21 protein-coding genes and 3 pseudogenes are annotated in these 25,043 nt (G+C 73.1%); 15 read left to right on the top strand and 9 right to left on the bottom strand.

From position 1 onward, the window contains the following. The first annotated feature begins 81 nt into the window (after positions 1-81). Together ACFY01_RS25025 and ACFY01_RS25020 are read left to right on the top strand one after the other, a co-directional pair. A complete protein-coding gene (locus tag ACFY01_RS25025; RefSeq protein ID WP_390737967.1) occupies positions 82-1,128 on the top strand; it encodes a zinc-binding dehydrogenase in 1,047 nt (348 codons plus the stop codon). A 129-nt stretch (positions 1,129-1,257) separates the two neighbouring features. Beyond that, positions 1,258-1,422, top strand: a pseudogene (locus tag ACFY01_RS25020) (TetR family transcriptional regulator); the annotation flags it as partial. A 465-nt stretch (positions 1,423-1,887) separates the two neighbouring features. Here the strand turns inward: ACFY01_RS25020 and ACFY01_RS25015 are convergent. After that, positions 1,888-2,523, bottom strand: coding sequence for a TetR/AcrR family transcriptional regulator (locus ACFY01_RS25015; RefSeq protein ID WP_390737966.1), 636 nt, complete (start codon positions 2,521-2,523; stop codon positions 1,888-1,890). 138 nt (positions 2,524-2,661) lie between these two features. Between ACFY01_RS25015 and ACFY01_RS25010 the strand changes: the two genes are divergently transcribed. The 9 genes and pseudogenes from ACFY01_RS25010 to ACFY01_RS24970 all read left to right on the top strand — a co-directional run bounded on the left by ACFY01_RS25010 (position 2,662) and on the right by ACFY01_RS24970 (position 11,488). Continuing rightward, complete coding sequence (locus ACFY01_RS25010; RefSeq protein WP_390737965.1) at positions 2,662-3,807, top strand: VOC family protein; 1,146 nt, start codon at positions 2,662-2,664, stop codon at positions 3,805-3,807. Then, positions 3,804-4,742 (top strand): fumarylacetoacetate hydrolase family protein, encoded by a 939-nt coding sequence (locus ACFY01_RS25005; RefSeq protein ID WP_390737964.1) that lies wholly within the window; start codon positions 3,804-3,806, stop codon positions 4,740-4,742. Before ACFY01_RS25010 ends, ACFY01_RS25005 begins: the two co-directional genes overlap by 4 nt. Next, complete coding sequence (locus ACFY01_RS25000) at positions 4,739-6,343, top strand: bifunctional 3-(3-hydroxy-phenyl)propionate/3-hydroxycinnamic acid hydroxylase (protein WP_390737963.1); 1,605 nt, start codon at positions 4,739-4,741, stop codon at positions 6,341-6,343. Before ACFY01_RS25005 ends, ACFY01_RS25000 begins: the two co-directional genes overlap by 4 nt. Before the next feature lie 16 nt (positions 6,344-6,359). Further along, positions 6,360-8,393: an acetoacetate--CoA ligase gene (locus tag ACFY01_RS24995; RefSeq protein ID WP_390737962.1), complete on the top strand. Its 2,034-nt coding sequence runs from the start codon at positions 6,360-6,362 to the stop codon at positions 8,391-8,393. Then, positions 8,390-8,737, top strand: a complete 348-nt coding sequence (locus tag ACFY01_RS24990; RefSeq protein WP_390737961.1) for a DoxX family protein — start codon at positions 8,390-8,392, stop codon at positions 8,735-8,737. The genes ACFY01_RS24995 and ACFY01_RS24990 overlap by 4 nt, the downstream gene beginning before the upstream one ends. 72 nt (positions 8,738-8,809) lie before the next feature. Continuing rightward, entirely contained in the window at positions 8,810-9,514 is a 705-nt protein-coding gene (locus tag ACFY01_RS24985) for a hypothetical protein (protein WP_390737960.1), read from the top strand. A 44-nt stretch (positions 9,515-9,558) separates the two neighbouring features. Continuing rightward, a pseudogene (locus tag ACFY01_RS24980) lies at positions 9,559-9,912 on the top strand (transposase); the annotation flags it as partial. Between the two features lie 14 nt (positions 9,913-9,926). Then, complete coding sequence (locus ACFY01_RS24975) at positions 9,927-10,736, top strand: aminotransferase class III-fold pyridoxal phosphate-dependent enzyme (RefSeq protein ID WP_390737959.1); 810 nt, start codon at positions 9,927-9,929, stop codon at positions 10,734-10,736. A 77-nt stretch (positions 10,737-10,813) separates the two neighbouring features. Then, complete coding sequence (locus ACFY01_RS24970) at positions 10,814-11,488, top strand: LysE family translocator (RefSeq protein WP_390737958.1); 675 nt, start codon at positions 10,814-10,816, stop codon at positions 11,486-11,488. Positions 11,489-11,527: 39 nt separating this feature from the next. Here the strand turns inward: ACFY01_RS24970 and ACFY01_RS24965 are convergent, their stop codons facing one another. The 6 genes and pseudogenes from ACFY01_RS24965 to ACFY01_RS24940 all read right to left on the bottom strand — a co-directional run bounded on the left by ACFY01_RS24965 (position 11,528) and on the right by ACFY01_RS24940 (position 19,638). After that, positions 11,528-13,726, bottom strand: a complete 2,199-nt coding sequence (locus ACFY01_RS24965) for an SWIM zinc finger family protein (protein ID WP_390737957.1) — start codon at positions 13,724-13,726, stop codon at positions 11,528-11,530. Then, positions 13,723-16,590: an SNF2-related protein gene (locus ACFY01_RS24960; protein ID WP_390737956.1), complete on the bottom strand. Its 2,868-nt coding sequence runs from the start codon at positions 16,588-16,590 to the stop codon at positions 13,723-13,725. The genes ACFY01_RS24965 and ACFY01_RS24960 overlap by 4 nt, the downstream gene beginning before the upstream one ends. A 97-nt stretch (positions 16,591-16,687) precedes the next feature. Continuing rightward, complete coding sequence (locus tag ACFY01_RS24955) at positions 16,688-17,272, bottom strand: sugar kinase (RefSeq protein ID WP_390737955.1); 585 nt, start codon at positions 17,270-17,272, stop codon at positions 16,688-16,690. Further along, positions 17,269-18,414, bottom strand: a complete 1,146-nt coding sequence (locus ACFY01_RS24950; protein WP_390737954.1) for an ROK family glucokinase — start codon at positions 18,412-18,414, stop codon at positions 17,269-17,271. Before ACFY01_RS24950 ends, ACFY01_RS24955 begins: the two co-directional genes overlap by 4 nt. A 110-nt stretch (positions 18,415-18,524) precedes the next feature. After that, positions 18,525-18,788 (bottom strand): annotated as a pseudogene (locus tag ACFY01_RS24945) (sugar ABC transporter ATP-binding protein); the annotation flags it as partial. 112 nt (positions 18,789-18,900) lie between these two features. Continuing rightward, positions 18,901-19,638, bottom strand: coding sequence for a GntR family transcriptional regulator (locus ACFY01_RS24940; protein ID WP_390738248.1), 738 nt, complete (start codon positions 19,636-19,638; stop codon positions 18,901-18,903). Positions 19,639-19,767: 129 nt separating this feature from the next. Here ACFY01_RS24940 and ACFY01_RS24935 point away from each other — a divergent pair, with 129 nt between their 5' ends. Together ACFY01_RS24935 and ACFY01_RS24930 are read left to right on the top strand one after the other, a co-directional pair. After that, positions 19,768-20,790, top strand: a complete 1,023-nt coding sequence (locus ACFY01_RS24935; RefSeq protein ID WP_390737953.1) for a Gfo/Idh/MocA family oxidoreductase — start codon at positions 19,768-19,770, stop codon at positions 20,788-20,790. A 78-nt stretch (positions 20,791-20,868) separates the two neighbouring features. Then, positions 20,869-21,597: an SDR family oxidoreductase gene (locus ACFY01_RS24930; protein ID WP_390737952.1), complete on the top strand. Its 729-nt coding sequence runs from the start codon at positions 20,869-20,871 to the stop codon at positions 21,595-21,597. Here ACFY01_RS24930 and ACFY01_RS24925 read toward each other — a convergent pair. Together ACFY01_RS24925 and ACFY01_RS24920 are read right to left on the bottom strand one after the other, a co-directional pair. Continuing rightward, positions 21,576-22,262 carry a response regulator gene (locus ACFY01_RS24925; RefSeq protein WP_390737951.1) on the bottom strand — a complete coding sequence of 229 codons (687 nt, stop codon included), beginning with the start codon at positions 22,260-22,262 and terminating at the stop codon, positions 21,576-21,578. The two genes, ACFY01_RS24930 and ACFY01_RS24925, sit on opposite strands and share 22 nt — an antisense overlap. Positions 22,263-22,275: 13 nt before the next feature. After that, positions 22,276-23,520 (bottom strand): sensor histidine kinase, encoded by a 1,245-nt coding sequence (locus ACFY01_RS24920; RefSeq protein ID WP_390738247.1) that lies wholly within the window; start codon positions 23,518-23,520, stop codon positions 22,276-22,278. 205 nt (positions 23,521-23,725) lie between these two features. Between ACFY01_RS24920 and ACFY01_RS24915 the strand changes: the two genes are divergently transcribed. Continuing rightward, positions 23,726-23,926, top strand: coding sequence for a hypothetical protein (locus ACFY01_RS24915; protein WP_390737950.1), 201 nt, complete (start codon positions 23,726-23,728; stop codon positions 23,924-23,926). Between the two features lie 470 nt (positions 23,927-24,396). Continuing rightward, on the top strand, positions 24,397-25,043 hold a 647-nt coding region (locus tag ACFY01_RS24910), incomplete at its 3' end, for a biotin carboxylase N-terminal domain-containing protein (RefSeq protein WP_390737949.1).

Here is a 25,043-nt window from a genome sequence, read left to right as displayed (position 1 = left end):
CCGCTGAATCCCCAGTCATCGCACACCTCAGGGCACCGCTGAATCCCCATGATCGGTGCCGCTCACAGAAAGCAGTTCCTCATGGACACCATGCTCGCCGGACGCTTCCACGTGGACAGCAAGAAGTTCGCCATGGAGGAGGTCCCCATCCCCGTACCCGGACCTGGTGAGGTCCTCATCGAGGTGAAGGCCGCAGGCGTCTGCCTTTCCGACGTCCACCTCCTCGACGGCTCCCTGCCTCCGCTCTTCCTGGACTCCGACACGGTCACCGTCGGCCACGAGGTCTCCGGTGTCGTCCACGTCCTCGGCCCCGACCTCAAGCGGGACCTGACCGTCGGCACCCGCGCCACCCTGGAGGCGGGCAAGGCGTGCGGCAAGTGCGAGGGCTGTGTGCGCCATCGCGCCTGCGCCCAGGTCCGCACCGCCGGCATCGACTACGACGGCGGCTGGGCCGAGTACATGGTCACCCCCGAGGAGACCGTCGTCCCCATCCCCGACAGCCTGCCCTTCGACCAGGCCGCGATCATCCCCGACGCGGTCTCCACCCCCTACGCCGCCGTCGTCGCCACCGCGGGCGTCCGTCCCGCCCAGTCCGTCGGCATCTGGGGCGTGGGCGGAGTCGGCGCGCACAACGTGCGCCTCGCCCGACTGGTCGGCGCGGCACCCATCATCGCCGTCGACCCGCTGCCCAGCGCACGTGAGCGTGCTCTCGCCTTCGGCGCGGACTTCGCCCTGGACCCGGCCGCCCCGGACTTCACCGACCAGGTCCGCGCGGCCACCGGCGGACGCGGCCTCGACTTCGCCTTCGACTGCGCCGGCGTACCCGCCGTCCGCGAGCAGGCCGCTTCCGTCCTCGGCCTGGGCGGCTCGCTGATCCTGGTCGGCATCACCCCGAGGCCGCTGACCATCACCGAGGGGCTGACCTTCAACTACATGCAGAAGCAGGTCCGCGGCCACTACGGCGGCACGCCCGACGGCGTCTACGAGCTGGTGCAGCTCGCCGCAGGCGGACGCCTCGATCTGGCCCCCTCCATCACGGACCACATCCCGCTCGTCGACGCGGCCGGCGCGGTCAACCGTCTGGAGAACAAGATCGGCGACCCGATCCGCCTCATTCTCGTCCCCTGACGCCCGTCAGCAGGACAACAGCCACCCTGGGCAGGGGTGAGTGGGCGCCGGTGCGTGAGGGAGCACCGGCGCCCACGGTCTTTACCCAGCCAGAATTCGCGGAGAGGAGAGGAGCCATGCACCCGCACGATGCTCCGGGCCGCTTCGCACCGCAGAGACGCTCGCTCGAACCGCCGACGCCTTCTCGCCACCGCCCAACAGAAACTGCGCGACGACCCCGATGCGAGTCTCGACGGCATCGCTTTGGCGGCCGGCGTCGCACGGCGCACCCTCTACGGACACTTCCGCAACCGGCAAGCGCTGGTCGGCGACCTGACGCAGGAAGCGGCCCAAGCGCTGCAACAGGCGTTCGCCTCAGCCCGCATTCCGGGTGCCGATCCGTCGGCGGCGATGGCACGGATGGTGCTGGCGGCATGGTCGGTGGGCGACCAGTACCGCATGCTCCTCTCTCTGGGGCGCCGCGGTGTGGGACAGGAGGCGATCCGCACCACCTTGGCGCCGGCGCGCGAAGAGGCCGTCGCGGCCCTACGGCGTGGCCAGGACGAAGGCATGTTCGCGGACCATGTCCCCGCGCCTGTCCTCGCCCAGGCACTGGAGGCCCTGATGCCGGCCCTGGCCGAGGAGACCACCGAGTCCACGTGGGCGGATCCCAGAGGTGAGGCTGCGGCAACCGCGTTCCTCGTCGCCGCCGGCGTGGCACCGCGGGTCGCTGCGCGCCGGGTTCGGGACCTTCTGCTTGATGGAGAGGTGGGTTGCCGGTCAGTCGAGGCCGGGCAGCGGGCGACGGGTGACCTCGTGCGCGTCGTCCGCGGAGAGGCCCAGCATGCGCAGGACCATTGCGGCCATGTCGGAGGCGGTCTCGTCGCCGTCGAGGTCGGGGCGGGCCAGCCGTAGAGCCACCAGGGACAGCAGGGTCCCGCCCAGGGCGGACAGGGCCGTGGTCGGGTCGGTGCCGGTGAAGCGGCCGGAGGCGATGCCGCGTTGCAGATCACGAAGCGCTCGGGGGGACAGGCCACGCTCGGAGTGGATGTGGGCCAGGCCGCGGTCGCGCAGGATCCGCATGAGTTCGGGGTGGGAATCGGCCATCCGCGCGGTGAGCCGGAATCCCGCGGCGACCAGCTCGGCCGGGTCGTCGATCCCTTCCACACGCTCGTCGATGACCTGGCCGAACTCCTCCAGAGCGTCCGTCACCGCGGCGTCGAACAGCTCCGTCTTGGACTCGAAGTGGTTGTAGAAGGAGCCGAAACCGACGTCCGCGCGCTCGGCGATCGCCTGGATGCTGGCGCTGGTGTCCCCGGTCTCCGCGAGGATCTGCCGCGCCGCACGGATGAGTGCCTGACGGGTCTCGGCGCGGCGCCGTTCGAAGCGGTTGCGGGGCGGGGCTGACGTCGACATACGACCGAGTCTAACAACCGGATCGATGACACCCGCATGACTGATGATTTCCTCAATTCTTTGGGTCTGCTCTATTGACGGTGAGCAACGGCAAAGTTGATGATTTCCTCATTACGGCAGTGTTGCTTGGAGGGCACCATGTCCCACACCCCCGTTAACAGGGCCGATCTCCAAACGCCCCATCAAGATCTCCACAGTGAGCTTGGCGCCCTGCGCGGTGAGCATCCCGGCCGGTCCCGGAACCCCGTCATCAAGGTGGCGGACCTGGCCTGGCTGGAGTTCGAGAAGCCGGACCTGGACCGGGCCGAGGTGTTCGCCCGGGACTTCGGGTTCGCGATCGCCGCCCGCACCGAGCGGGAGCTGTGGCTGCGCGGCACCTTCGCCGGCTCACCGTGCATGGTCATCCGGCGCGGGCAGGCGTCCCGCTTCGTCGGGCCGGCGTTCCGTGCGGCCGAACGGGCCGATCTGGACCGGCTGGCCCGCGCGACCGGCAGTGACGTCCAGGGCATCGACGTCCCCGGTGGCGGACAGTCGGTCGCTCTGCTCGATCCTTCCGGCTTCCCGGTGCGGGTCGTGCACTGCGCCGAGCAGCTGCCCGCTCTGCCCGAGCAGCAGCCGCTGATCCTCAACACCGGCGCCGAGCACCGTCGTACGAACGCCACCCAGCGGCCGCCCCGCGAGCCGTCGCGCATCCAGCGGCTCGGTCACGTGGTGCTGGAGACGCGGGTGTTCATGCGGGCCCTGGACTGGTATCTGGACACCCTCGGGATGATCGTGTCCGACTTCCTGTTCCTGGACGGGCAGCGCGGGCGCGGGCCGACGATGGCGTTCATCCGCTGCGACCAGGACAGCACGCCCGTGGATCACCACACGCTGGCCCTGCATCTGGGGCCCGGTACCGGTTACGTCCACTCGGCCTACCAGGTGACCGACCTGGACTCGATCGCGGCCGGCGGGGAGTACCTGGCCGAGCGCGGCTACCGGCGCAGCTGGGGGATCGGCCGGCACATCCAGGGCAGCCAGCTCTTCGACTACTGGCGCGACCCCGACCGCTTCATGCTGGAGCACTTCGCCGACGGCGACCTGTTCTCCCGCGACCTCGAACCCGGCTGGGCTCCGATGTCCGCGAGCGGCCTGGCCCAGTGGGGCCCGCCCGTCACCCGCGACTTCCTCGGCGCCAACCCGTCCCCCGCCAAGCTGCGCGAAGTCATGCATGCCCTGCGCGGCGAAAACGAACTCGACCCCGCACGCCTGCTGGGCCTGATGAAAGCGATGAGCTCATGAGCACCAACGTTCTGCGCACCCCCGACGGCTGGTGGACCGTACGCGACGAGCGCGCCATCCGCATCGAGACCAAGGCCGTCACCACCGCCGAGTTGCTCGCCGACCGGGAGGCGGTCCGCGAGGCCGCCGCCTCCGGCGAAAGCGGCACGCCGGTCGCCGACCTGGTGGCACTGCCCCCGGTCACCACCCCCTGCCGGGTGGTCGCCCAGATGGTCAACTACCGCAGCCACGCCAAGGATTCCGGCTTCACCGGCGACATCCCGCCCACCTTCTTCCGCAAGGCCTCCGGCTCGGTCAGCGGCCCGCACGACACGATCGTCCGCCCGGCGCACGTCAACTTCCTCGACTACGAGGTGGAACTCGGCCTCGTCATAGGCGCGACCCTGCCCGTAGGCACCGTCGTGGAAGAGCGGGACCTACCGCGCTACGTCGCCGGGCTGGTCCTCACCAACGACGTCAGCGCACGCGACGTGCAGCTGACCAAGACCCAGTTCTACGAGAGCAAGTCGTACCCGACCTTCACGCCGACGGGTCCGTACCTGGCGCTGCTGGAGCCCGAGGACTTCGCCCACCTTCTGAACCTGCGGCTGCGGCTGAATGTCAATGACGCCCCGCGCCAGGACCGCACCCTCGCCGACATGATCGTACGGCCCGCCCAGGCCCTCACCCTGCTCGCCCGCTTCCAGACCCTCGACCCAGGTGACCTGCTGCTGACCGGCACACCCGGCGGCACCGCGCTTAAGGCCCCGCCCAAGCCGGTCGCGAAGATCAGTGCGCTGCTGCCGCCCGCGGTCAGGTGGAAGGCGTTCTTCAAGGGGCAGGCCAAGAACCCCCTCTACCTGCGCGACGGCGACCTCATCACCGCCACGATCGCCACCCCGGACGGGCGGATCGACCTCGGCGAGCAGCGGAACGCCGTGGCGGACGCGAGGTGAGCGCCGCAGCAGCCCGCAGACCGGTGGTGATCATCGGCGCGGGACCGGTCGGGGTCACGGCCGCCCTCCTGCTCGCACGACACGGAGTGCCCAGCCTGCTCCTCGAACGCCACCGGGACATCTACCCCCTGCCACGGGCCGTCGTCGCGGACGACGAGATCTGCCGGATCCTGCAGAGCGTCGGCGTCCACGAGGAGTTCGCCGCCGTCGCCCGCCCGGCACCGGGCCTGCGGCTGCTGGATCCCCGGCGCCGCGTGATCACCGAGTTCCCGCGCTCCCCGCACGGCCACCACGGCTTCGCCCAGACCAACATGTTCGACCAGCCTGAACTGGAACGCCTGCTGCGCGATGCCCTGAAGCGCCGCCCCGAGTGCGAGCTGTGGAGCGGCGCCGAGGCCGTGTCCGTCACGCAGCCCGCCGACGGCACGGCTCCGGTACGGGTGGCCTTCCGCCGCGACGGCAGCGAAGAGGAGGAGTACCTGTGGGCCGACGCCGTCCTCGGCTGCGACGGCGCGGGCAGCATCACCCGGGAGGCCATCGGCGCCGTCTGGGAGGACCTGCGCTTCGAGGAGAGCTGGCGGGTCATCGACGTGCGCACCAGCCGCCGGGTGAGCAGCTGGGACGGCGCCGAGCAGATCTGCTGCCCCACCCGTCCGGCCACCTACATGCGGGTCGGCGAGGACCGCTACCGCTGGGAGTTCCGGCTGGACGACGACGAGCACCTGGACGGCCCGCAGGGGCGGGCACGCCTGCGGGAGCTGGTAGCCCCCTGGGTGGATCTGCCGTCCGACGGGTCGGAGGACGACGACTTCGAGGTGATCCGGCAGGCGCAGTACACCTTCCGGGCCCGCCTCGCCGACCGCTGGCGCCGCGGACGCGTCTTCCTGCTGGGCGACGCGGCCCACCTCACCCCGCCCTTCATCGGGCAGGGGCTGTGCGCGGGCCTGCGCGACGCCCGCAACCTCACCTGGAAACTCGCCCGCGTCCTCCAGCAGGGCGCGGACGAACGGCTGCTGGACACCTACGAGCTGGAGCGCAAGCCGCACGCCCGCCACATGATCCGCCTCGCGGTCGCCGTCGGCTGGGCCATGACCGGCGGACAGGACCGCGGCGCGGCCATCCGCCGGGCCGTCGTGGGCGCGGCCTGCCGCATCCCCGGCGTGACCGCGACCGTCAGCCGCGACCTCAGCCCCGCCCTGACCGCCGGTCCACTCATACGGCGCCGCCCCCGGCTGACCGGACGCTCCCTGCCCGGCACCTTCTGCCCCCAACCCTGGGTACTGCGGGGCGGCAGGCAAGTGCGCCTCGACGACGTCCTGGGCGACTCCTTCACCGTCCTGGCCGCCGTGCCGCCGACCGCGCAGATGACGGGCGTGGCCACGGCACTGGGCGCGCCCACGGTCCACGTCGGGGACCTGAGCGACGACGGCACCTTGGCCGCCTGGCTGGCCCGCGGCCGCGCCGACGCCGTCCTGCTGCGCCCCGACCGCGTCGTACTGGACACCGTCCCCACCGGTGCCGGCGGCTTCACCGACACCGCAGCCTGGGCCCCGCTGCTGCACACCACCCGCCGCCCCGCCGAAGCCCGGCCCGCCCCCTGACGAGGAACACCACACCATGACCACCCCGCACTCCACGCCCTATCCGGAGCCCTTCCTGCCGCCCGACCCCCAAGCGGCCGCCGGCAGCCGCATCGCGGACTTCGCCCGCTGGGCCGCCCGGCACCATCACGCCGAAGGGCTCCAGGACCCCACCGACTACCAGGCCCTGCACCGCTGGTCCGTCACCGACCTGGAAGGATTCTGGGCCGCGGTGTGGAAGTACTTCGACGTCGACGCCACCACCGCGTACGAGCGGGTGCTGGCCGAGGAAGCCATGCCCGGCGCCCGCTGGTTCCCCGGCGCCACCCTCAACTACGCCCACCACGCACTGCGCAACCTGCACCCGGACGCCCCCGCGATCACCGCGCTGGACGAGACCGGCGCCTGCTACGAGATCACCGGCCGGGAACTGCGCGGCCGGGTCGCCTCCGTCGCGGCCACCCTGCGCGACCTCGGCGTCGGACAGGGCGACCGGGTGGTCGGCTACCTGCCCAACACCCCGCACGCCGTCATCGCCTTCCTCGCCACCGCAAGCCTGGGCGCCGTGTGGTCGGTGTGCGGCCAGGACTACGCCCCCAAGGCCGCAGCCGACCGCTTCGCCCAACTCGCACCCACGGTGCTCATCACCGCGGACGGCTACCTCTTCAACGGCACCCGCCACGACCGCCGCGCAGCCTCCCTCGACCTGGCCGCCGCCCTGCCCACGCTCAAGGCCACGGTACTCGTGGATCACCTGGGCCTCGCGTGGCCCGCGACCCGGGCCGCGAGGCTGACGGTTCCCTGGGAGGACGCGGCCGGCCGCACCGAGTACCTCGCCATCGCCCCGGTTCCGTTCGACCACCCGCTGTGGATCGTCTTCTCCTCCGGCACCACCGGCCTGCCCAAGGGCATCGTCCACGGTCACGGAGGCGTCCTGCTGGAACACCTCAAGACCCTCGGCCTGCACTGCGACCTGGGCGTCGGGGACCGCCTGCTGTGGTACACCACCACCCACTGGATGATGTGGAACCTGGCCGTCTCCACCCTGCTGACCGGTGCCGCCACCTGCACCTACGACGGCAGCCCCGCGCCGGTCGCGCGCCCGGACATCCTGTGGGAACTGGCGGCCCGCCACAAGGTCACCGTCTTCGGCACCAGCCCCCAGTACCTGCTGGCCATGGCCAAGCTCGGCATCGAACCCACCGCGCACGACCTGTCGGCGATCCGCGCCATCGGCTGCACCGGCTCCGCCCTGCCCGCCTCCGCCTACCCCTGGGTCCGCGACCACGTCGGCGCCGACATCCAGCTGGCCTCCACCAGCGGCGGCACGGACGTCGTCTCCGGCTTCGCCGGCAGCGCCCCCACCACCCCCATCTGGGCGGGTGAACTGTCGGCCCCCAACCTCGGCGTGGCGCTCGCGGCGTACGACGACGCGGGACGGCCGGTCACCGACCAGGTCGGCGAACTGGTCGTCACCCGGCCCATGCCGTCGATGCCGCTGTACTTCTGGAACGACCCGGACGGCAGCCGCTACCGCGACACCTACTTCAGCGCCTACCCGGGTGTGTGGCGCCACGGTGACTGGGTCACCGTCACGGGTCACGGCTCGGTGATCGTCCACGGCCGCTCCGATGCCACCCTCAACCGCAACGGCGTACGCCTGGGCAGCGCCGACATCCACGACATCGTCGAACGCCTCCCCGAGATCACCGAGGCCCTCGTCATCGGCGCGGAGGAACCCGACGGCGGCTACTGGATGCCGCTCTTCGTCGTCCTCGCCGACGGGGTCGGTCTGGACGAGTCCCTGTGCGAGAAGATCCGAGACGCGATCCGCACCGGCGCCTCACCCCGCCACGTTCCCGACGAGATCCTCGCCGTACCGGCCATCCCGCACACCAAGACCGGCAAGAAGCTCGAGGTCCCGGTCAAACGCCTCCTCCAGGGCGCCCGCGTCGACCAGGTCCTCAACCCCTCCGCGGTCGACAACCCCGACCTGATCGCCTACTTCGCCGGCCTGGGCGCCGAACGCCGCCAGGCCCACCGCCCGCACACCCCCGAAGGCGCCTCGTGATCCTCTCCGCCTCGCTGACCTGTCTCCTCGCGCTGATCTTCGCCCTGCTGGGCGCGGCCAAGATCCTGGCCCTGGGGCCCATGCCCGGGTTGGCCGCCCACGCCGGCTTCACCACCGCGGCCTACCGGGTCATCGGCGGGCTGGAGCTGGCGGGCGCCATCGGCGTGGCCCTCGGCCCGGTCGTACCGCTGTGCGGCGGCCTGGCCGGCATCGGACTGCTGACGCTGCTCGCCGGTGCCGTGACCACGCACGTGCGCAAGGGCGACGGGCTGCCCAAGCTCATCCCGGCGGTGGCGTGCGCGGCCCTGGTCGCGTGGTATCTCGTGCTCCTTGCCGCCCTGTGAACCGTTTCGGGGGATGGTCGGCGTCCACTCGTCCTGTTAGCGAGCCCATGATGGGGCTGGCAGACTGAGTCTGTGGTTCCGCTGACGGTCGCGGCGGATCAGATCGCGTCCTCATCGCTCACCGGCGCCAGTGTGGTGTCAGCCTGCGCACTGCTCTTCACCGTCGCGTCGTTCTGGTGGCTCCACGCCCGACAGGGACGCCTGAAGGCGTGGGAGCCTCATGCCTTCGCGGCGATCGTCCACGGTTCCACGGCACGTCTACGGCTGCCGCTCATCCTGCACAACACCGGTCCCAAACCGATCGTCGTACAGGACATCATCCTGACCTTCCCCGATGAGCCCGCCTCCCATCTGCCACTGCTGTGGGTGTCCTCGTCGTCCCGGCTCCAACCGGGGCCGGACGAGGAGGCGAAGCTGCCCGCCGGATTCGTCGTGCCCGGCAGAGAAGCGCAACAGCTCTTCCTCGAGTTCGAGGCACCGTTCTCCGGATTCCTCCCGGAGGCCCGTGACTACAAGGCCCAGCTACAAGTTCGGGTCGGCCACCGCAAGGGTTGGCGCCGTCTGCTGACGTTCAGCTTGAGGGCCGCCAACATCATCGATCCAGATCGCTACACCGTCTACGACAACGCACCGGTCGAGCTGACGAAAGAAGACCAGAAAAGAGCGGACGCCGCGCTTCTCGAGCTGCTGGAAGAGCACGGGGACGGCTCTCCTCCGGGCGGCAGGAGACAGGGAGACCCTCCGGATGACGAAGGTGACGCCGACACGAGCCGCTGACATCGCCGTCCTTCCTCTGACGTGGACAGCGGTGGCACCGGCCCGCCGGGCCGCCACAGCCACCGCACCGCGACGAGCTGATCCACATCGCCGACCGGTTCCGGGAGAAAGCGACGGTCCGGGCCATCGCCGCTGAGCTGGGCCGCAGCCCGTCCACAGGCAGCCGGGAGATACGCCGCAACGGCATGCCCCTGCGCGGCAACCGCTCCCGCTGGGCCTACCGACCCCATGCCGCCCAGCGCCGGGCCGAACAGCGCCGCCCGCGCCCCAAGCCCGGCAAGATGGGCCAGAACCCCGAGCTGCGCGACTTCATCCAGGACCACCTCACCAGGCGGTGGAGCATCGAGCAGATCTGCCACGCTCTGCGCAGGCGCTTGCCCGACCAGCCGGAGATGCATGCACCGCCAACCCGGTGAAGCGCGCCGGCGCGGGGGTGCCGCTGCCGCACACCGTCCCGGTGCCCTTCGACGACCCCTCGGACGACGACGAGCGGTCGGTGGCGCGGCCGGCCCGGTCGCTGGACGACGCCGACGAGCACGGACCGCTCGCGGCCGTGGTGGTGGAGACCGTGCAGGGCGAAGGCGGGGTCAACCCCGCTCGCCCGGCGTGGCTGCGCGCCCTGGTCTCATGGGCACGGGAGCACGGCACGCTGGTCGTGGTGGACGACATCCAGATGGGCTGCGGGCGCACCGGACCGTTCTTCTCCTTCGAATCGGCCGGAATCGTCCCTGACATCGTCTGCCTGTCCAAGTCCATCAGCGGGTACGGGACGCCCATGGCTCTGACGCTGATGCGCCCCGAGTACGACGTGTGGAAGCCGGGCGAGCACAACGGCACCTTCCGCGGCTACAACCCCGCGTTCGTCACCGGCGCCCGCGCGCTGGAGGTGTTCTGGTCCGACGGCGCGCTGGAGGCCCGGACCACCGCACTGGGTGAACGCGTGGGCCGTGCCCTCGCCGGGAGCGCCCGCCGGTACGGGCTGCCCGCCCCGCGCGGGCGCGGTCTGGTGTGGGGCCTGTCCTTCGACCGTCCGGGCGCGACCGGCGAGGTGTGCGGCGCCGCGTACCGGCGCGGTCTGCTGTTGGAGACGGCCGGGCCCCATGACGAGGTGGTCAAGGTCCTGCCGCCGCTGACTGTGACGGACGAGCAACCGGCCGACGGCCTTGGGAACCTCGACGAGGCCGTCGCCTCCGTGGCCGGCCGGCGGACGCTCGCGGCCTGAGCGGGCCGTCCACCAGCCCCTTGACGAACGATCCCTGGACCACGAGCAGTCCCCAGGGCCAGCGAAAGGGAGAGCGGATGTCGGTCGACCTCGTCGGCTTCCTCGGTGTGGTACTGGTGGCCTATGTGGTCCCCGGCCCGGACTTCCTCGTGGTGGTCAGATCGGCCACCGAGCATCCCGCCAAGGGGCGGGCGGCGGCGCTGGGCGCCCAGAGCGGACTGTGCGTGCACATGCTCGCCGCCGCCATTGGGCTGTCGCTGATCGCCGCTCGCTCGCCGCTGGTCTACGACGCCATCAAGCTGCTGGGCGCTGCCTACCTCGTCCACCTGGGGATCCGGGCGGTGCTGGCCGCCCGGCGGGCCGGACGCGAGCGGCGCGCCGGACGCGAGGTGAGCAACGATCCGAAGGGTGTCGCCACCCCGCCGAGTGAGGCGGAGGGCGGACCGGGCCGCGGCCGGTGGCGGTCCGGTTTCACCCAGGGCTTCCTCACCAACGTGCTCAACCCGAAGGCGGCGCTGTTCTTCCTCAGCATCCTGCCGCAGTTCGTCCACGGCGGCGGCTCCACGGCACGGCAGATCTTCTTCCTCGGCATCCTCGACATTCTGATCGGCGTCGCCTACTGGTTCGCCCTGGTCGCCGTCGCCGCACGGTTGCGCGAGCTGCTCGCCCGCCCGAAGGTCCGCCACCGCTGGGAACTGACGACCGGCTGGCTGTTCATCGCCATCGGCATCGGCGTCGCCGCGGCCGCTTGAGCCTGACGTGGCGGACGACCCACCGCGTCGGGCGTCACCTCACGCCTCACCGGGGACGCCCAGGCCCGTCAGCGCGCCGACCGGATCCGGGTCGGGTGTGCCGCGCGGCCACCAGTCGTCGTGGTCCGGCTCCGACTCGTAGGCGTACCACAAGCTGTCGCGGCCGAACCGGAGTTGGACGTGTCCCCGGGGGTGGGTGAGGCGGTTGCGCCAGGGGCGGAAGGCCGGGAGGTCGGCGGCCAGCAGGAGTGGGCGGGCCCGGTCGAAGCGGCCCGCGGGCGGGTCCCAGGGCTCCTCGAGGACGGTGAGCCCCTCCAGCCCGCCCTGCCGCCAGGCGGCGACCGCGCGCGCCAGCTCGGCCGGGGTGCGGCCCGCGGCGGCGGCCAGCGCGGCGTAGAGCGCGCGGGTGCCGGCGGTCAGCCCGGAACCGGGGCGGGCCGCGGCCTGGCGCACCGCGTCCTGCCAGAGGGTGAGTTCGCCGACCGGGTCGCGGCCGGTGGTCAGCAGGGTGTGGGCGCGGGCGGCGGCGTCGGTCGCCAGCTGGTCCAGCGCGAAGGGGTCGGGGCCGCCCGGTGCCGCCGGGTACACCGGGGGCTGCTGGGGGTGCGGGGGCGCGGGCAGCGGCGGCGGGAGCGGCGGCAGGCCGCGTGGGGCGAGGGCGTCGGTGGCGCGGACGCCGGGCGGGGACGCCGGCTGCCGTTCCCGGTCGGCGCGGGCCGCGCGGGCGGCGCTGCGGCGGGACAGCGCGTCCAGCAGGTCGCGCTCGCCGCGGCCGCGCAGCAGGAGCAGCACGAAGGGGTCGGCGTCGAGCAGACGGGCCGTCTGGTAGCACAGGGCCGCCGCGTGCTTGCAGGGGTAGCCGGAGTCGGGGCAGCTGCACCGGGGCGCCAGGTCGCCGGGGCCGGGCAGCAGGGGGACGCCGCAGTCGGCGAGGGAGTGGGGCAGCTCCTTGTCGAGCAGCGCGGCGATGTGTCCGGGCCGGTCGGCGGCCGTGTCCAGGAACCGCTCCCAGTCGGCCTCCTCCAGCGTGCGCAGCCGCACCTGGACGCGGTACGGCCGGGGGCGGCTGCCGCGCACGTACGCCAGCACCAGCCCGGGCGTCACGGTGATCGCGTCCACGTGCCCCTGCTCGGCGTAACCCCGCCCGCGCGCCAGCCGCTTCACGTCCAGCGCACCCTGCTCAAGGGCGTCGACCCAGGCATTGCCCCACCAGGTCTCGGCGAACCGGGCCTCTTGCGCCGGGCGGGGCGGGTAGGCGGGGAAGGTGCGGCGCAGGTCGTGGTCGCGGTGGGGGGTGGCCATGGTGTGGGGGACGGTCGGGAGGGGCGCGGCCGGGAAGGGCTGTGCCGTCTTCGAGGGGGGCGTGGTGGGCGGTGCCGGGGTGTCCGGGGGTGCGGCCGCGGTGGGCGGGCGGTCCGGCGGGCCGGGTACGGTCGCCGGCGGCGGGTCACCGGCGTCGGCCGTCCCGCTCGGCTCGCCCGACATGGAGGGCATCCGGAAGGCGGTCGCGAGGAACTCCCTCATGTCCTGGGCCACCTTGCGCCGATCGACGTGCTGCGGCGCGGCGGCGCGGGCCGGGGCGGCCGGTCGGCCCGGGGAGCCGACGGCGTTCGCGGGCTCCGCCTCGCGAGTCGCGCGGCGAGCGGCTCGCAGGGCTTCCCGGGCGATGTCTCCCGGGCGTCCGCCCGGCTCGGCCGGACCACGGTTCGTCGGTGCCGCCTGCGGAGCCGGACGGTCTGCCACGGAGTCCGGTGCCGGGTCCTGCGGGGGACTCGCCGGCTCGGCGGGCGCGGCGGGCGCGGGGACGGGCGCGGCGGGCGCGGCCGGTCCGGAGCCGTACTCGGCGGCCGCGCCCGCACCCCGGCGGGCGGCGACGGCCGACCGGAGCGCCGCGCGGGCGGCATCGCCGGGCCTCGGCGCGTCGCACCCGGGCGCGGACCCCGCCCGGTCGGCCGCGCCTTCCGGTGACGGCTTCTCTTCCGGGGCCGCGCCCCGCGGCGACGGCTCCTCGTCGCGGGCAGCCGCCACCTGAACACCGAGTCCGAGCCTCCGACCCTGGTCGCCGGCCCCGGGCCCGGTTTCGGACACGGTCCCGCCCTCACCCTCGGCCGCCACGGCCCCGTCCTCGCTCCCCGGCAGAGCGCTCCCCGGCGGACCGCTCCCCCGCTCCCGGGCGTCCAGCGCCTCCCGCAGGGCCCGTCGCGCCACGTCCGCCGGGCGCCCCTCCCCGCCCGTCACGACGGCCTCCTCAGCGACACCAGGTCGGACAGCTCACGGTCGGTCAGTTCGGTCAGGGCCGCCTCGCCGGAGCCGAGGATCGCGTCGGCCAGGGCGCGCTTGGCGGCGAGCATCTCGGCGATGCGGTCCTCGACCGTGCCCTCGGTGACCAGGCGGTGGACCTGGACGGGCTGGGTCTGGCCGATGCGGTAGGCGCGGTCGGTGGCCTGTTCCTCGACGGCCGGGTTCCACCAGCGGTCGAAGTGGATGACGTGGCCCGCGCGGGTGAGGTTCAGGCCGGTCCCGGCGGCCTTGAGGGAGAGGACGAGCACCGGGGTCTCACCGCTCTGGAAGCGGTCCACCATGCGTTCGCGTTCGGGGACGGGCGTGCCGCCGTGCAGCAGGTCGACCGGGACCGCGCGGGCGGCGAGGTGGGCGGTGATGAGACGGGCCATGCCGACGTACTGCGTGAAGACCAGGGCCGAGCCGTCCTCGGCGAGCAGGGTGTCCAACAGCTCGTCCAGGAGCGCGAGTTTGCCGGAGCGGGCGGCGAGCCGGTCGTCGCGGGCCTCCTCCTTCAGGTACAGCGCGGGGTGGTCGCAGATCTGCTTGAGGGCGCCCAGCAGCTTCAGCACCAGGCCCCGGCGCGCGATGCCCTCCGCGGTCTCGATCGCCAGCATCGACTCGCGCACCACCGCCTCGTACAGTGCGGCCTGTTCGCGGGTGAGGGGGACGGGGTGGTCCGTCTCGGTCTTGGGCGGCAGTTCGGGCACGATGCCGGGGTCGGACTTCTTGCGGCGCAGCAGGAAGGGGCGGACCAGGCGGGCGAGCCGCCGCACCGCTTCCTCGTCCTCGCCGTTCTCCACGGCGCGGGCGTGCCGGGCGCGGAAGGCCTTCAGGGGGCCGAGGAGTCCGGGGGTGGTCCAGTCGAGCAGGGCCCACAGCTCGGAGAGGTTGTTCTCCACCGGGGTGCCGGTGAGGGCCACGCGCGCGGGGGACGGGATGGTGCGCAGCGCCTTGGCGGTCGCCGAGTACGGGTTCTTGACGTGCTGGGCCTCGTCCGCGACGACCATGCCCCACGGCTGGTCGGCCAGGCGGGTCACCGTCGAGCGCATGGTGCCGTACGTGGTGAGGACGAAGCCCGCCTCGAGGCCGTCCAGGGTGCGATCCGGGCCGTGGAAGCGGCGGACGGGGACGCCGGGCGCGAACCGGGCGATCTCGCGCTGCCAGTTGCCCAGCAGGGAGGCGGGGCAGACGACGAGGGTGGGTTCGGTGCGGGCCCGCTTCAGGTGGAGGGCGATCACCGTGATGGTCTTGCCCAGGCCCATGTCGTCGGCGAGGCAGCCGCCGAGGCCGAGGGAGGTCATCAGGTCGAGCCAGGCCAGGCCGCGCAGCTGGTAGTCGCGGAGCGTGGCGTCGAGGCCGGTGGGCGGCTCGGCGGGCCGGATCCCGGCCGTGAGGCGGTCGCGCAGGGCGGCCAGCGCGCCGACGGGCACCGCTTCCACGGTCTCGCCGTCGACCTCGGCGCTGCCGGTGAGCGCGACGGACAGGGCGTCGACCGGGTCGAGCAGGCCCAGTTCGCGTTTGCGGGCCTTGCGGACGAGGGCCGGGTCGACGAGCACCCAGCGGTCGCGCAGCCGGACGACCGGGCGGTGGGCCTCCGCGAGGGCGTCCATCTCGCCCTCGGTGAGCGGGTCGCCGCCGAGCGCGAGCTGCCAGCGGAACTGGAGCAGTTCCTCGCTCTCGAAGAAGCCGGTGCCGTCGGTCGCCGAGCCCGGCGCGGGCCGGACCACGGCGGCGGCGCTCAGATCCTGCGCCAGGTCCCGCGGCCAGTGCACGGCGACCCCGGCCGCGGCGAGTCTGCCGGCCGCCACGCCGAGCAGTTCGCCGAGCTCGTCCTCGGACAGGGCGAGTACGTCGGGCACCTCCCGCTCGGCGAGCCGGTCCAGCGGCGGCCACACCCGGGCGGCGCGGCGCACCGCGAGAGCCGCGTCCACGCGCGCGCGTGGTCCGAACGCGGCGTCGGCCTCCCCTGCCCACAGGGCCGCGGCGTCGGCCATCAGGGTGGGGTCGGCGAGGCTGTGCACCTGGACGATCGCCGCGCCCGCGCCGCGCGCCCCCGTGTGGTCGGCGTCGCCGTCGAAGAGGTCGTACGCGGTCAGGTCCAGGCGCAGTGAGATCCGTACGCCCGCGTCCATGCCGGCGGCGACCTCGGCGGCCCAGTCGTGGGCGTCGGGCAGCGACTGGGGTTCGCGGGCGGCGAAGGGCCTGCCGGAGGTGTGGGGCGCGGCCGGGGTGCGGGGCAGGGTGTCCGCGACCGCGTCGAGGAAGGAGCGGATCAGCGCCTCCGGTTCGGGCAGCCGCAGCGGGCCCGGTCCGGGCAGCGGCACGGCGTGGCCCTCGGCGGGCAGGGCGGCTGCCACCGCGCGCAGGTGGGCGATGTCGTCGGGGTCCAGGGGGCCGGCGCGCCAGGCGTCGTGCCCGGCGGGGGTGAGGCCGGGCAGCAGGCGGCCGCGGGCGGCGAGGCGGAGCGCGTGCAGGGCGGCGGCGCCCCAGCAGGCCGTGGCCGGGTGGGCGGCCGGGTCCCGGCGGGCCCGCACCAGCAGTGGGAGTGCCTGTTCGAGCGGCAGGGAGAGGGCGGGCACCTGCCTGCGGCGCACGCCCGGGCCGTGCCGCCGTACGACCGTCAGCTCGTCCCGGCGCACGTCCGCCGGTGCCCGGGCCGCCTCGGGTGTGGCCGGTGTGTCGTCGGGGTCCCAGAAGGCGATCCGGCCCTCGCGCGGCAGGGGCGCGGGCAGGTAGACGGCGGCGAGCCGCAGCGGGACGGCCTCCCCGTGCTCCGGGGGTCCTCCCGCGCGTCCGGCCGTCGCAGCCGTGCCGCTCATACGTTCTGCCACCTCCCGCCCGTGTGTCGGATCAGACGTCTCCGACTGTACGGGCGGGGTCTGACAATCGGCCCCGGCGACCGTCCGGGGTCCGCTGTCAGGGGACGGTGCGGGAGACGACGTAGACCATCGGGAAGTTCGGATCGGCCAGGTTCACGATCACGTCCTCGGTGGGCGCCGGGTTCTTCTGCTTGTGGGTGAGGCCCCACCAGGGCCCGGGGCCGGTGAAGGTCCAGCCGGTGATCTTCTGGTCGCGGGCGCTGATGCTGACGTCGCCCTTCTTCAGGTCGTCCCGGCTGACGTCCATGCTCTCGAGGAAGCTGTCCAGGCCGGCGCTGTTGGTCCGGAACTGCACGTAGAGGCGGCTGGTCTTCCAGTTGTTCGTCTCGTAGTAGGCGATCTGGTCGGCCGGGTGCGGGACGGGCACCCGGTAGAGGCGGCGCTGCACCTTCGACGGCCAGCCCGCGGTGAGGCCGGTCGCCGAGTACTTCAGCTCCTTGTCCTTGCCGCTGTTGCGGCTCTGGTTGGCGGAGATCACCAGGTAGCCGGCCGGGACGCCGATGAGCAGCACGATGATCAGCAGGGTGAGCGCCCTGCGTTTCGCCTTGTGGCGCGGGTCCTCGGCCGGACGGTGCGACTGCTCGTCCGGCGGCGTGGCCTGGCGGGGCAGCGAGGCGGTCACGCGGTGTCCTGGGTGCGGCGGGCCTCGGCGTACCGCTCGTAGCGCTCGTAGCGCTCCACCCGGCGCCGCTTGGCGCGCCGGAAGCGGCGGGCGACCAGGCGGGCCAGGTCGGCGGCGCCGACCATGCCGGCCTCCGGGCCGAGCTGGGCGCGGGTGATGCGGGCCTCGGGGCGGTAGCCGCGGCCGGTGAGGTGGCGCTTGAAGGCGTCGCGGGCCGGGCCGATCAGCAGGTCGTCGGCGGCGCTGACGCCGCCGCCGATGACGAAGCAGGACGGGTCCAGGGCGGCGGCCAGGTTGGCGATGCCGACGCCGAGCCACTGGCCGATGTCCTGGAGCAGTTCGACGCACATGGCGTCGCCGTCGCGGGCCAGCTCGGTGATCATCGGACCGGTGATGTCGCCGATGTTGCCCTTGACGTGCTCGATGATCCCGTAGGCGACCGGGGAGTCGGCGGCGGCCAGTTCGCGTGCCTCGCGGACCAGCGCGTTGCCGGAGCTGTACTGCTCCCAGCAGCCGCGGTTGCCGCACGGGCAACGGTGGCCGCCGGGCACGACCTGCATGTGCCCGAACTCGCCGGCGACGCCGTACTTGCCGCGCTTGACCTGGCCGTCCTCCAGGATCGCGCCGCCGATGCCGGTGCCCAGCGTGATCATGACGAGGTGGTCCTCGCCCCGGCCGGCGCCGAAGCGCCACTCGGCCCAGGCGGCGGTGTTCGCGTCGTTGTCCACGAGGACGGGGACGGACAGGCGTCCCGACAGGCGGTCGCGCAGGGGCTCGTTCCGCCAGGACAGGTGGGGGGCGAACAGGACGCGGTTACGGTCGGCGTCGACCCAGCCGGCGGCGCCGATGCCGACCGCGTGCACGTCGTGCCGGTCGGACAGGTCCAGGACCAGTTCCGCGATGGTGTCCTCGACGACCTTCGGGCTCTTGGACTTGTCCGGGGTCTCCGTGCGGACCTTCTCCAGGATGTTGCCGTCGGCGTCCACGACGCCCGCCATGACCTTGGTGCCGCCGATGTCGATGCCGACCGTGGGCACGCGGGGCGCGGTCAGGAGTGACCGGCGCTCTCGTGTGCCCACGGTGCGCAGCACGGTGGCCCGGCGGGAGCCGATGGGGGCGGTGAGGTCGCGGTAGGTGCTCATCGGCCCCGATTCTGCCTCACCCCGCGGGGCGGTGCCGTATGGGGGAGATAAGGACGGTGCGCGGCCGTCGCCGGGCGCCGGTCACCGCCCGGTGCGGGTCGGCGCGTCCCTCAGGCCCGCCGGAGTTCGTGCCCTAGATCGTCCAGATCGGTTCCGCCCGCCATCTGCCGGGTCAACTCGTCCAGGGTCGTCTCGTCCCGCGTGTGGCTGCCCACCATCGTGCCGCGCTCGAGGAGCACGAAGCGGTCGCCCACGAGGTGGGCGTGACGAGGATTATGGGTGATCAAGACAACACCCGGTCCCTCGTCCCGTGCCGCCGCCACGCACGGGCGCGCGCCGCCGGAGAGGGTGCCGATGGGCTGGTCGACGTCGCGATGCCCATGAAAAGACGCCTCAGGGCGGGGAAGAACTTTCGGTCATATTGTCCGGACATATAGCGGAGACGGACGATGCAGACGAATGGCGGCCGATGCGGCCGTCCCGGTGTCAGGGCCGTACGAGGAGCTGGAACTCGAAGGAGTAGCGCGTGGGCCGGTAGGTGTGGTCGCCGAACTCGACCGCGCGACCGGTGTCGTCGAAGGTGGTGCGCTGCATCGTGAGCAGCGGTGCGCCCTCCGTCTCGGCCAGCCGCTCGGCCTCGGCGGCCGTGGCGCCCCGGGCGCCGATGGACTGCCGGGCGCTGTGCAGGGTGATCCCGGCGGAGCGCATCAGACGGTACAGGCCGGTCGCCTCCAGCTGGGCGGTGTCCAGGTCGAGCAGGCCGGGCGGCAGGTAGTTGATCAGGTACGCCATCGGCTCCCCGTGCGCCAGCCGCAGCCGCTCGATGCGGTGCACGTCACTGTCCTCGGCGACGCCGAGCGCCGCCGCCACCGCGGCGGACGCCGGGACGACGGTGTTGACCAGCACCTTCGTCGCGGGGCGCTGCCCGGCCGCCTCCAGGTCGTCGTAGAGGCTGCTGAGCTCCAGCGGACGCTTGACCTGGCTGTGCACGACCTGCGTGCCGACGCCGCGGCGGCGGACGAGGAGGCCCTTGTCCACGAGGGACTGGATGGCCTGGCGGACGGTGGGCCGGGACAGGCCGAGCCGTCCGGCGAGCTCGATCTCATTGCCCAGAAGGCTGCCCGGGGTGAGGTCGCCGTGCTCGATCGCGGCCTCCAGCTGCTGGGAGAGCTGGAAGTACAACGGCACCGGCGAACTCCGGTCCACACTGAGGTCGAGCGACACTGTGGGGTCCACATCTGGTTTCGGCACGGGCCGAGCGTAGCTCCGTGGCTGGTTGACGGGAAGTTGTGTAGTCCGATTGTCCGGACATACGCATTGACAGCGTACGGGGTCGGCCCTCACTTTGTTTCCATGCGCATCGGGGTCATCGGGACGGGCCGCATCGGCACCATTCATGCGAACACGCTCAGCCGCCACCGCGAGGTCGGTTCCCTGATCCTCACGGACACGGAACCGGCGCGGGCACAGGAGCTCGCGCACCGCCTCGGCGAGACGGCGGCGCCGGGAGTGGACGAGATCTTCAGGTGGGGTGTCGACGCCGTGGTGATCACTACGGCCACCTCCGCCCACGCCGACCTGATCGGCCGGGCGGCACGTTCCGGCCTGCCCGTCTTCTGCGAGAAGCCGATCGCCCTGGACCTGCCGGGCACGCTGCACGCGCTGGCCGAGGTCGAGGCGGCCGGCACCGTCCTCCAGATGGGGTTCCAGCGGCGCTTCGACACCGGCTACGCGGGCGCACGCGAGGCGGTCCGCTCGGGACGGCTCGGGCGGCTGCACACCGTACGGGCGCTGACCTCCGACCAGTCCCCGCCGCCCGCCGCCTGGCTGCCGCTGTCCGGCGGGCTGTACCGGGACACACTGATCCACGACTTCGACGTGCTGCGCTGGGTGACGGGGCGGGAGATCGTCGACGTGTACGCGACCGGATCGGACGCCGGGCCCGCGATGTTCCGGGAGGCCGGCGACGTCGACACGGGCGCGGCCCTCCTCACCCTGGACGACGGCACCCTGGCCACGGCGACGGCGACGCGGCTGAACGGCGCCGGCTACGACGTCCGCATGGAGCTCGCCGGGGAGCTGGACCAGATCGTGGTCGGCCTGGACGACCGCACACCCATCGCGTCCACCGAGCCGACCGGGCCGCCGGCCGCGGACAAGCCGTGGACCGGCTTCCTGGAACGCTTCGGCCCCGCCTACGAGACCGAACTGTGCGCCTTCGTCGACGTCGTCCGCGGCGAGCGCGCCAACCCCTGCGACGGCCGTGAGGCCCTCCAGGCCCTGCGGGTGGCCGAGGCCTGCGAACTGTCCCGGCGGGAGCGGAGGCCGGTACGGCTGGCGGAGATCCCGGGCGAACGGGAGTGGGCGTCGGGCTGACCCGGTCGCGGTGACCGCCGCGCCCATATGATCCTTCGTATGTAACATTTCGGACATATCCCCGGCGAAGGGCATGACATGAAGGTCGCAGTCATCGGCGGTACGGGGCTGATCGGATCGCAGGTCGTCAAGAAGCTGGACGCCGCCGGGCACGAGGCGGTGCCGCACTCGCAGTCCACCGGGGTCGACGTCATCAGCGGCCAGGGGCTGGACGAGGCGGTGGCGGGGGCCGACGTCGTCGTCAACCTGACGAACTCCCCGACCTTCGACGAGGCCTCGCTGTCCTTCTTCCAGACCTCGATGGACAACCTGCTGGCCGCGGCCCGCGAGGCCGGCGTCGGTCACTTCGTCGTCCTGTCGATCGTCGGCGTGGACCGGGTGCCGGAGCTGGACTACTACCGGGCCAAGGCACTCCAGGAGAAGATCCTCGCGGCCGGGCCGATCCCCTACTCGATCGTGCGGGCCACGCAGTTCATGGACTTCATGGACGCGGTGCTGTCCTGGACCGCTGACGCCGACACCGTCCGGCTGCCCGCCACGCCCATCCAGCCCATCGCCTCCAGGGACGTGGCCGCCGCGGTGGCGGAGGTCGCCGCCGGCGCCCCGCTGAACGGCATCCGCAACGTCGCCGGACCCGAGATCCTCACCCTGGACGAGGTGGGCCGGATCACCCTGGCCCACAAGGGCGACAACCGTACGGTCGTCGTCGACCCCACCGCCGGCATGTTCGCCGCCGTCAAGGGCGACGTCCTCACCGACAAGGATGCCCGCCTCGCCCCCACCCGCTACACCGACTGGCTCGCCTGATCCCCGTCGTCCAGCAGTCCCGCGTCATAGGCCAGCAGGGCGATCTGCACGCGGTTGTTCAGGTCGAGCTTGGCCAGGATGCGGGAGACGTGCGTCTTGACGGTGGCGATGCTCATGAAGAGCCCGGCGGCGATCTGGGCGTTGGCGAGCCCGCGGCCGACCGCGACGGCGACCTCGCGTTCGCGGTCGTTGAGGGCGGCGAGCCGCGCACGCGCGCGTGCGCGCCGCGTGTCGGCGGCCGAACCGGCCGCGTGCGCCATCAGCTGGCGGGTGACGGTGGGCGACAGCACCGGATCGCCGGCCGCGACCCGGCGGACCGCTTGGACGATCTCGGCGGGCGGGGTGTCCTTGAGGACGAACCCGGCGGCGCCCGCGCGCAGCGCCCGCAGCACCTGTTCGTCGGCGTGGAAGGTGGTCAGGACGACGACCTGCGGGGCGTCCTCGCGGGTACGCAGCCGCTCCGTGGCGGTCAGTCCGTCCACCGCGGGCATGCGGATGTCCATCAGGACGATGTCGGGACGGGTGCGCTCGACCAGCGCCTCGACCTCGGCGCCGTCGGCGGCCTCCCCCACGATCTCGATGTCGTCGGCGCCCCCCAGCATCAAGGACAGGCCCGCCCGCACCAGGGGGTCGTCGTCGACGAGCAGCAGTCTGATCGCAGCCATGGCCGTCACGAAATCACAGCTCTGCCCACGGCAACCAGGCCCGCACCTCGAAGCCGCCGCCCCCCGTCGCCCCGTGCTCCAGCCTTCCCCCGGCGAGTGTGGCCCGCTCGGCCAGACCGATCAGGCCCTGGCCCGAGCCGGGAACGGGCGGCACGTCGGCCCCGGGAGCCGGATTGCGTACGGTGACCGCCAGGCCGTCGCCCGGGGCGCCCGCGACGGTGACGGTGACCTCGGTGCCGGGGGCGTGCTTACGGGCGTTGGTCAGGCACTCCTGGGCTATGCGGTAGGCGGTGCGGCCGACGGAGGCGGGAACGGCGGCGGAGTCCGTGACCCGGGCGTCGAGGGTGACCCGCATGCCCGCCGCGCGTGACTCGGCGACGAGGGCGTCCAGCGCGCCGAGCGTCGGCTGGGGCCGGCCCGCGTCGTCCCGCTCGCCCGCCCGCAGCACCCCGATGATCTCCCGCAGGTCCTGAAGGGCCTCGTGCGCGCTCTCCCGGATGACACCGGCGGCCCGGGCGACCTCCTCGGTGGGCGCGTCCGGGCGGAACTCCAGGGCGCCCGCGTGCACGCTGAGCAGCGTGAGCCGGTGGGCCAGCACGTCGTGCATCTCGCGGGCGATGGCCTCCCGCGCGAGCCGCTGGGCCTGTTCGGCCCGCAGCCGCGCCTCGGTCTCCGCGCGGCGGGCACGGTCGCGCAGACTGAGCATCAGCTGCCGTTTGGAGCGGACGAACATGCCCCAGCCGATGACCGAGAGGGTGAGCAGCACGCTGAACGCGACGATGCCCGCGAAAGGCATGTCGGGGTCGGGGCGCAGCCAGAAGAAGACCGGGTCGAGCGCGAGTTCGATGCCGCCGATCCAGGCGACGTACCGGAAGGGCCGGTGCACGGTGAGGGTGAACAGGGCGACCATGGCGGCGCCGCCCGCGGTGTCCGACAGGAAACCGCCGGGAACCATGGCGACGGCCAGCCCGACCGGCCACCGGCGGCGCAGCCAGATCGCGGCGCAGGCGAGCGCGCCGAGCAACTGGTCGACGACGGCGAGCGCGTGGGGCGTGTGGGGGTCGTGCCGCAGGGTGTCCGCCGCGGCCAGGCCCACGGCGACGGCGAGCAGGAAGCAGCAGAAGTCGACGAGCCAGTCGCGCGCGGTGCGCCGGGGCCGCCGCCCGGCGGCGGCGGGGTCCGGGTCCAGCTCGTGGATCAGGGCGGACGGGAACAGCCAGCGGCGGCCCGCGAACGCCCGCGGTGCCCCGGCCGGCATCTCAACCTGCGCCGTCGACGACTTCACGGTCGGCAAATCTATGCGGCCACGGGACGGGCCACCGCCCGGTGCGCGGGATCGGCGACGAAAGTCGGACGAGCGTGGACTTTCGGCGGCCCGCCGCGGCGGCGGCGCAGTCCTCCGGCGGGCCCTGCCCGCCCCGCGGCCGATGCGTGCGGGGAGTCCACGGGGCCAGGATCGGGGCATGAAACAGGTGCTGGAGATGGTCGGATTCATCGCCCTCGTCCAGGGCGTGCTGGGCCTGGTGCACGAGTTCACCCACTGGCACGTGGGTCTCGTGCAGCGGGTCGGCTTCCTCGACGGCTACGAGGTCTTCGCGAGCATCGCGCTCCTCGTGCTCGCGTTCGCCCTGTTCGCCGCCGCGGAGAGCCGGAGCTCCGGCTGAGCGGCGGCCGACGCATGTCGCCGGTGGGAGCAAAGGTGCCCAGCGGGTCAGGCGCCGCGGTGGAGCGGGCCGCCGTGCAGGGCGACCGCTCGCTGTCCAGAAGCCGGGAAAAGGTCTGAGCGAGGGCCGGTTTTGGACGCCGTCGGCCAAGCCGGTGCGAGCGCCCCGACCAGGCCGCGAAGGGCCCGATTGAGCGGACCGGGACGGTCCCGGTCACCGTCTGGTGGCAGTACGCCGGGAGCCACCCGCGTACGCGGGCCCGGGCACTGCCGCGCGACTGCGCCGCCGAGGTCGCCGGGGCATCCCCGGCCGGCATCCGCGTCGGACTCCTCCTACGCCGCCGGACAAGGCCCTGGTTGGCGACGTCATCGCCGTCCTTTTGGCCGCATCCCGGGAGGGTGGGCCGCCGCCCCGGGAAGAGACACAGTGCGCGATCACCATCCATCTGATCCCGAGGAGACTGAGCCATCGTGCGCAAGGTGCTCATCGCCAACCGTGGCGAAATCGCTGTCCGCGTGGCCCGGGCCTGCCGGGACGCCGGGATCGCGAGCGTGGCCGTCTACGCCGACCCGGACCGGGACGCGTCGCATGTCCGCGCCGCGGATGAGGCGTTCGCTCTGGGCGGTGACACCCCGGCCACCAGCTACCTCGACATCGGCAAAGTGCTCGGTGCCGCCCGTGAGTCCGGCGCGGACGCCATCCATCCGGGCTACGGCTTCCTGTCGGAGAACGCCGAGTTCGCCCAGGCCGTACTCGACGCCGGCCTGATCTGGATCGGCCCGCCCCCGCAGGCCATCCGCGACCTCGGCGACAAGGTGGCGGCCCGTCACATCGCCCAGCGCGCCGGCGCCCCCCTGGTCGCCGGCACCCCCGACCCCGTCTCCGGCGCGGAGGAGGTCGTCGCCTTCGCGGAGCAGCACGGCCTGCCCATCGCGATCAAGGCCGCCTTCGGCGGCGGCGGCCGCGGCCTGAAGGTCGCCCGGACGCTGGAGGAAGTGCCCGAGCTGTACGAGTCGGCGGTCCGCGAGGCGGTCGCCGCCTTCGGCCGCGGCGAGTGCTTCGTCGAGCGCTACCTCGACCGGCCCCGCCACGTCGAGACGCAGTGCCTGGCCGACAC

Source organism: Streptomyces sp. NPDC001480 (genome assembly GCF_042894725.1).
Lineage (GTDB): Bacteria > Actinomycetota > Actinomycetes > Streptomycetales > Streptomycetaceae > Streptomyces.
Note: the sequence above shows the minus strand (reverse complement) of the source record. Positions and strands in the feature narration are given on the sequence as shown.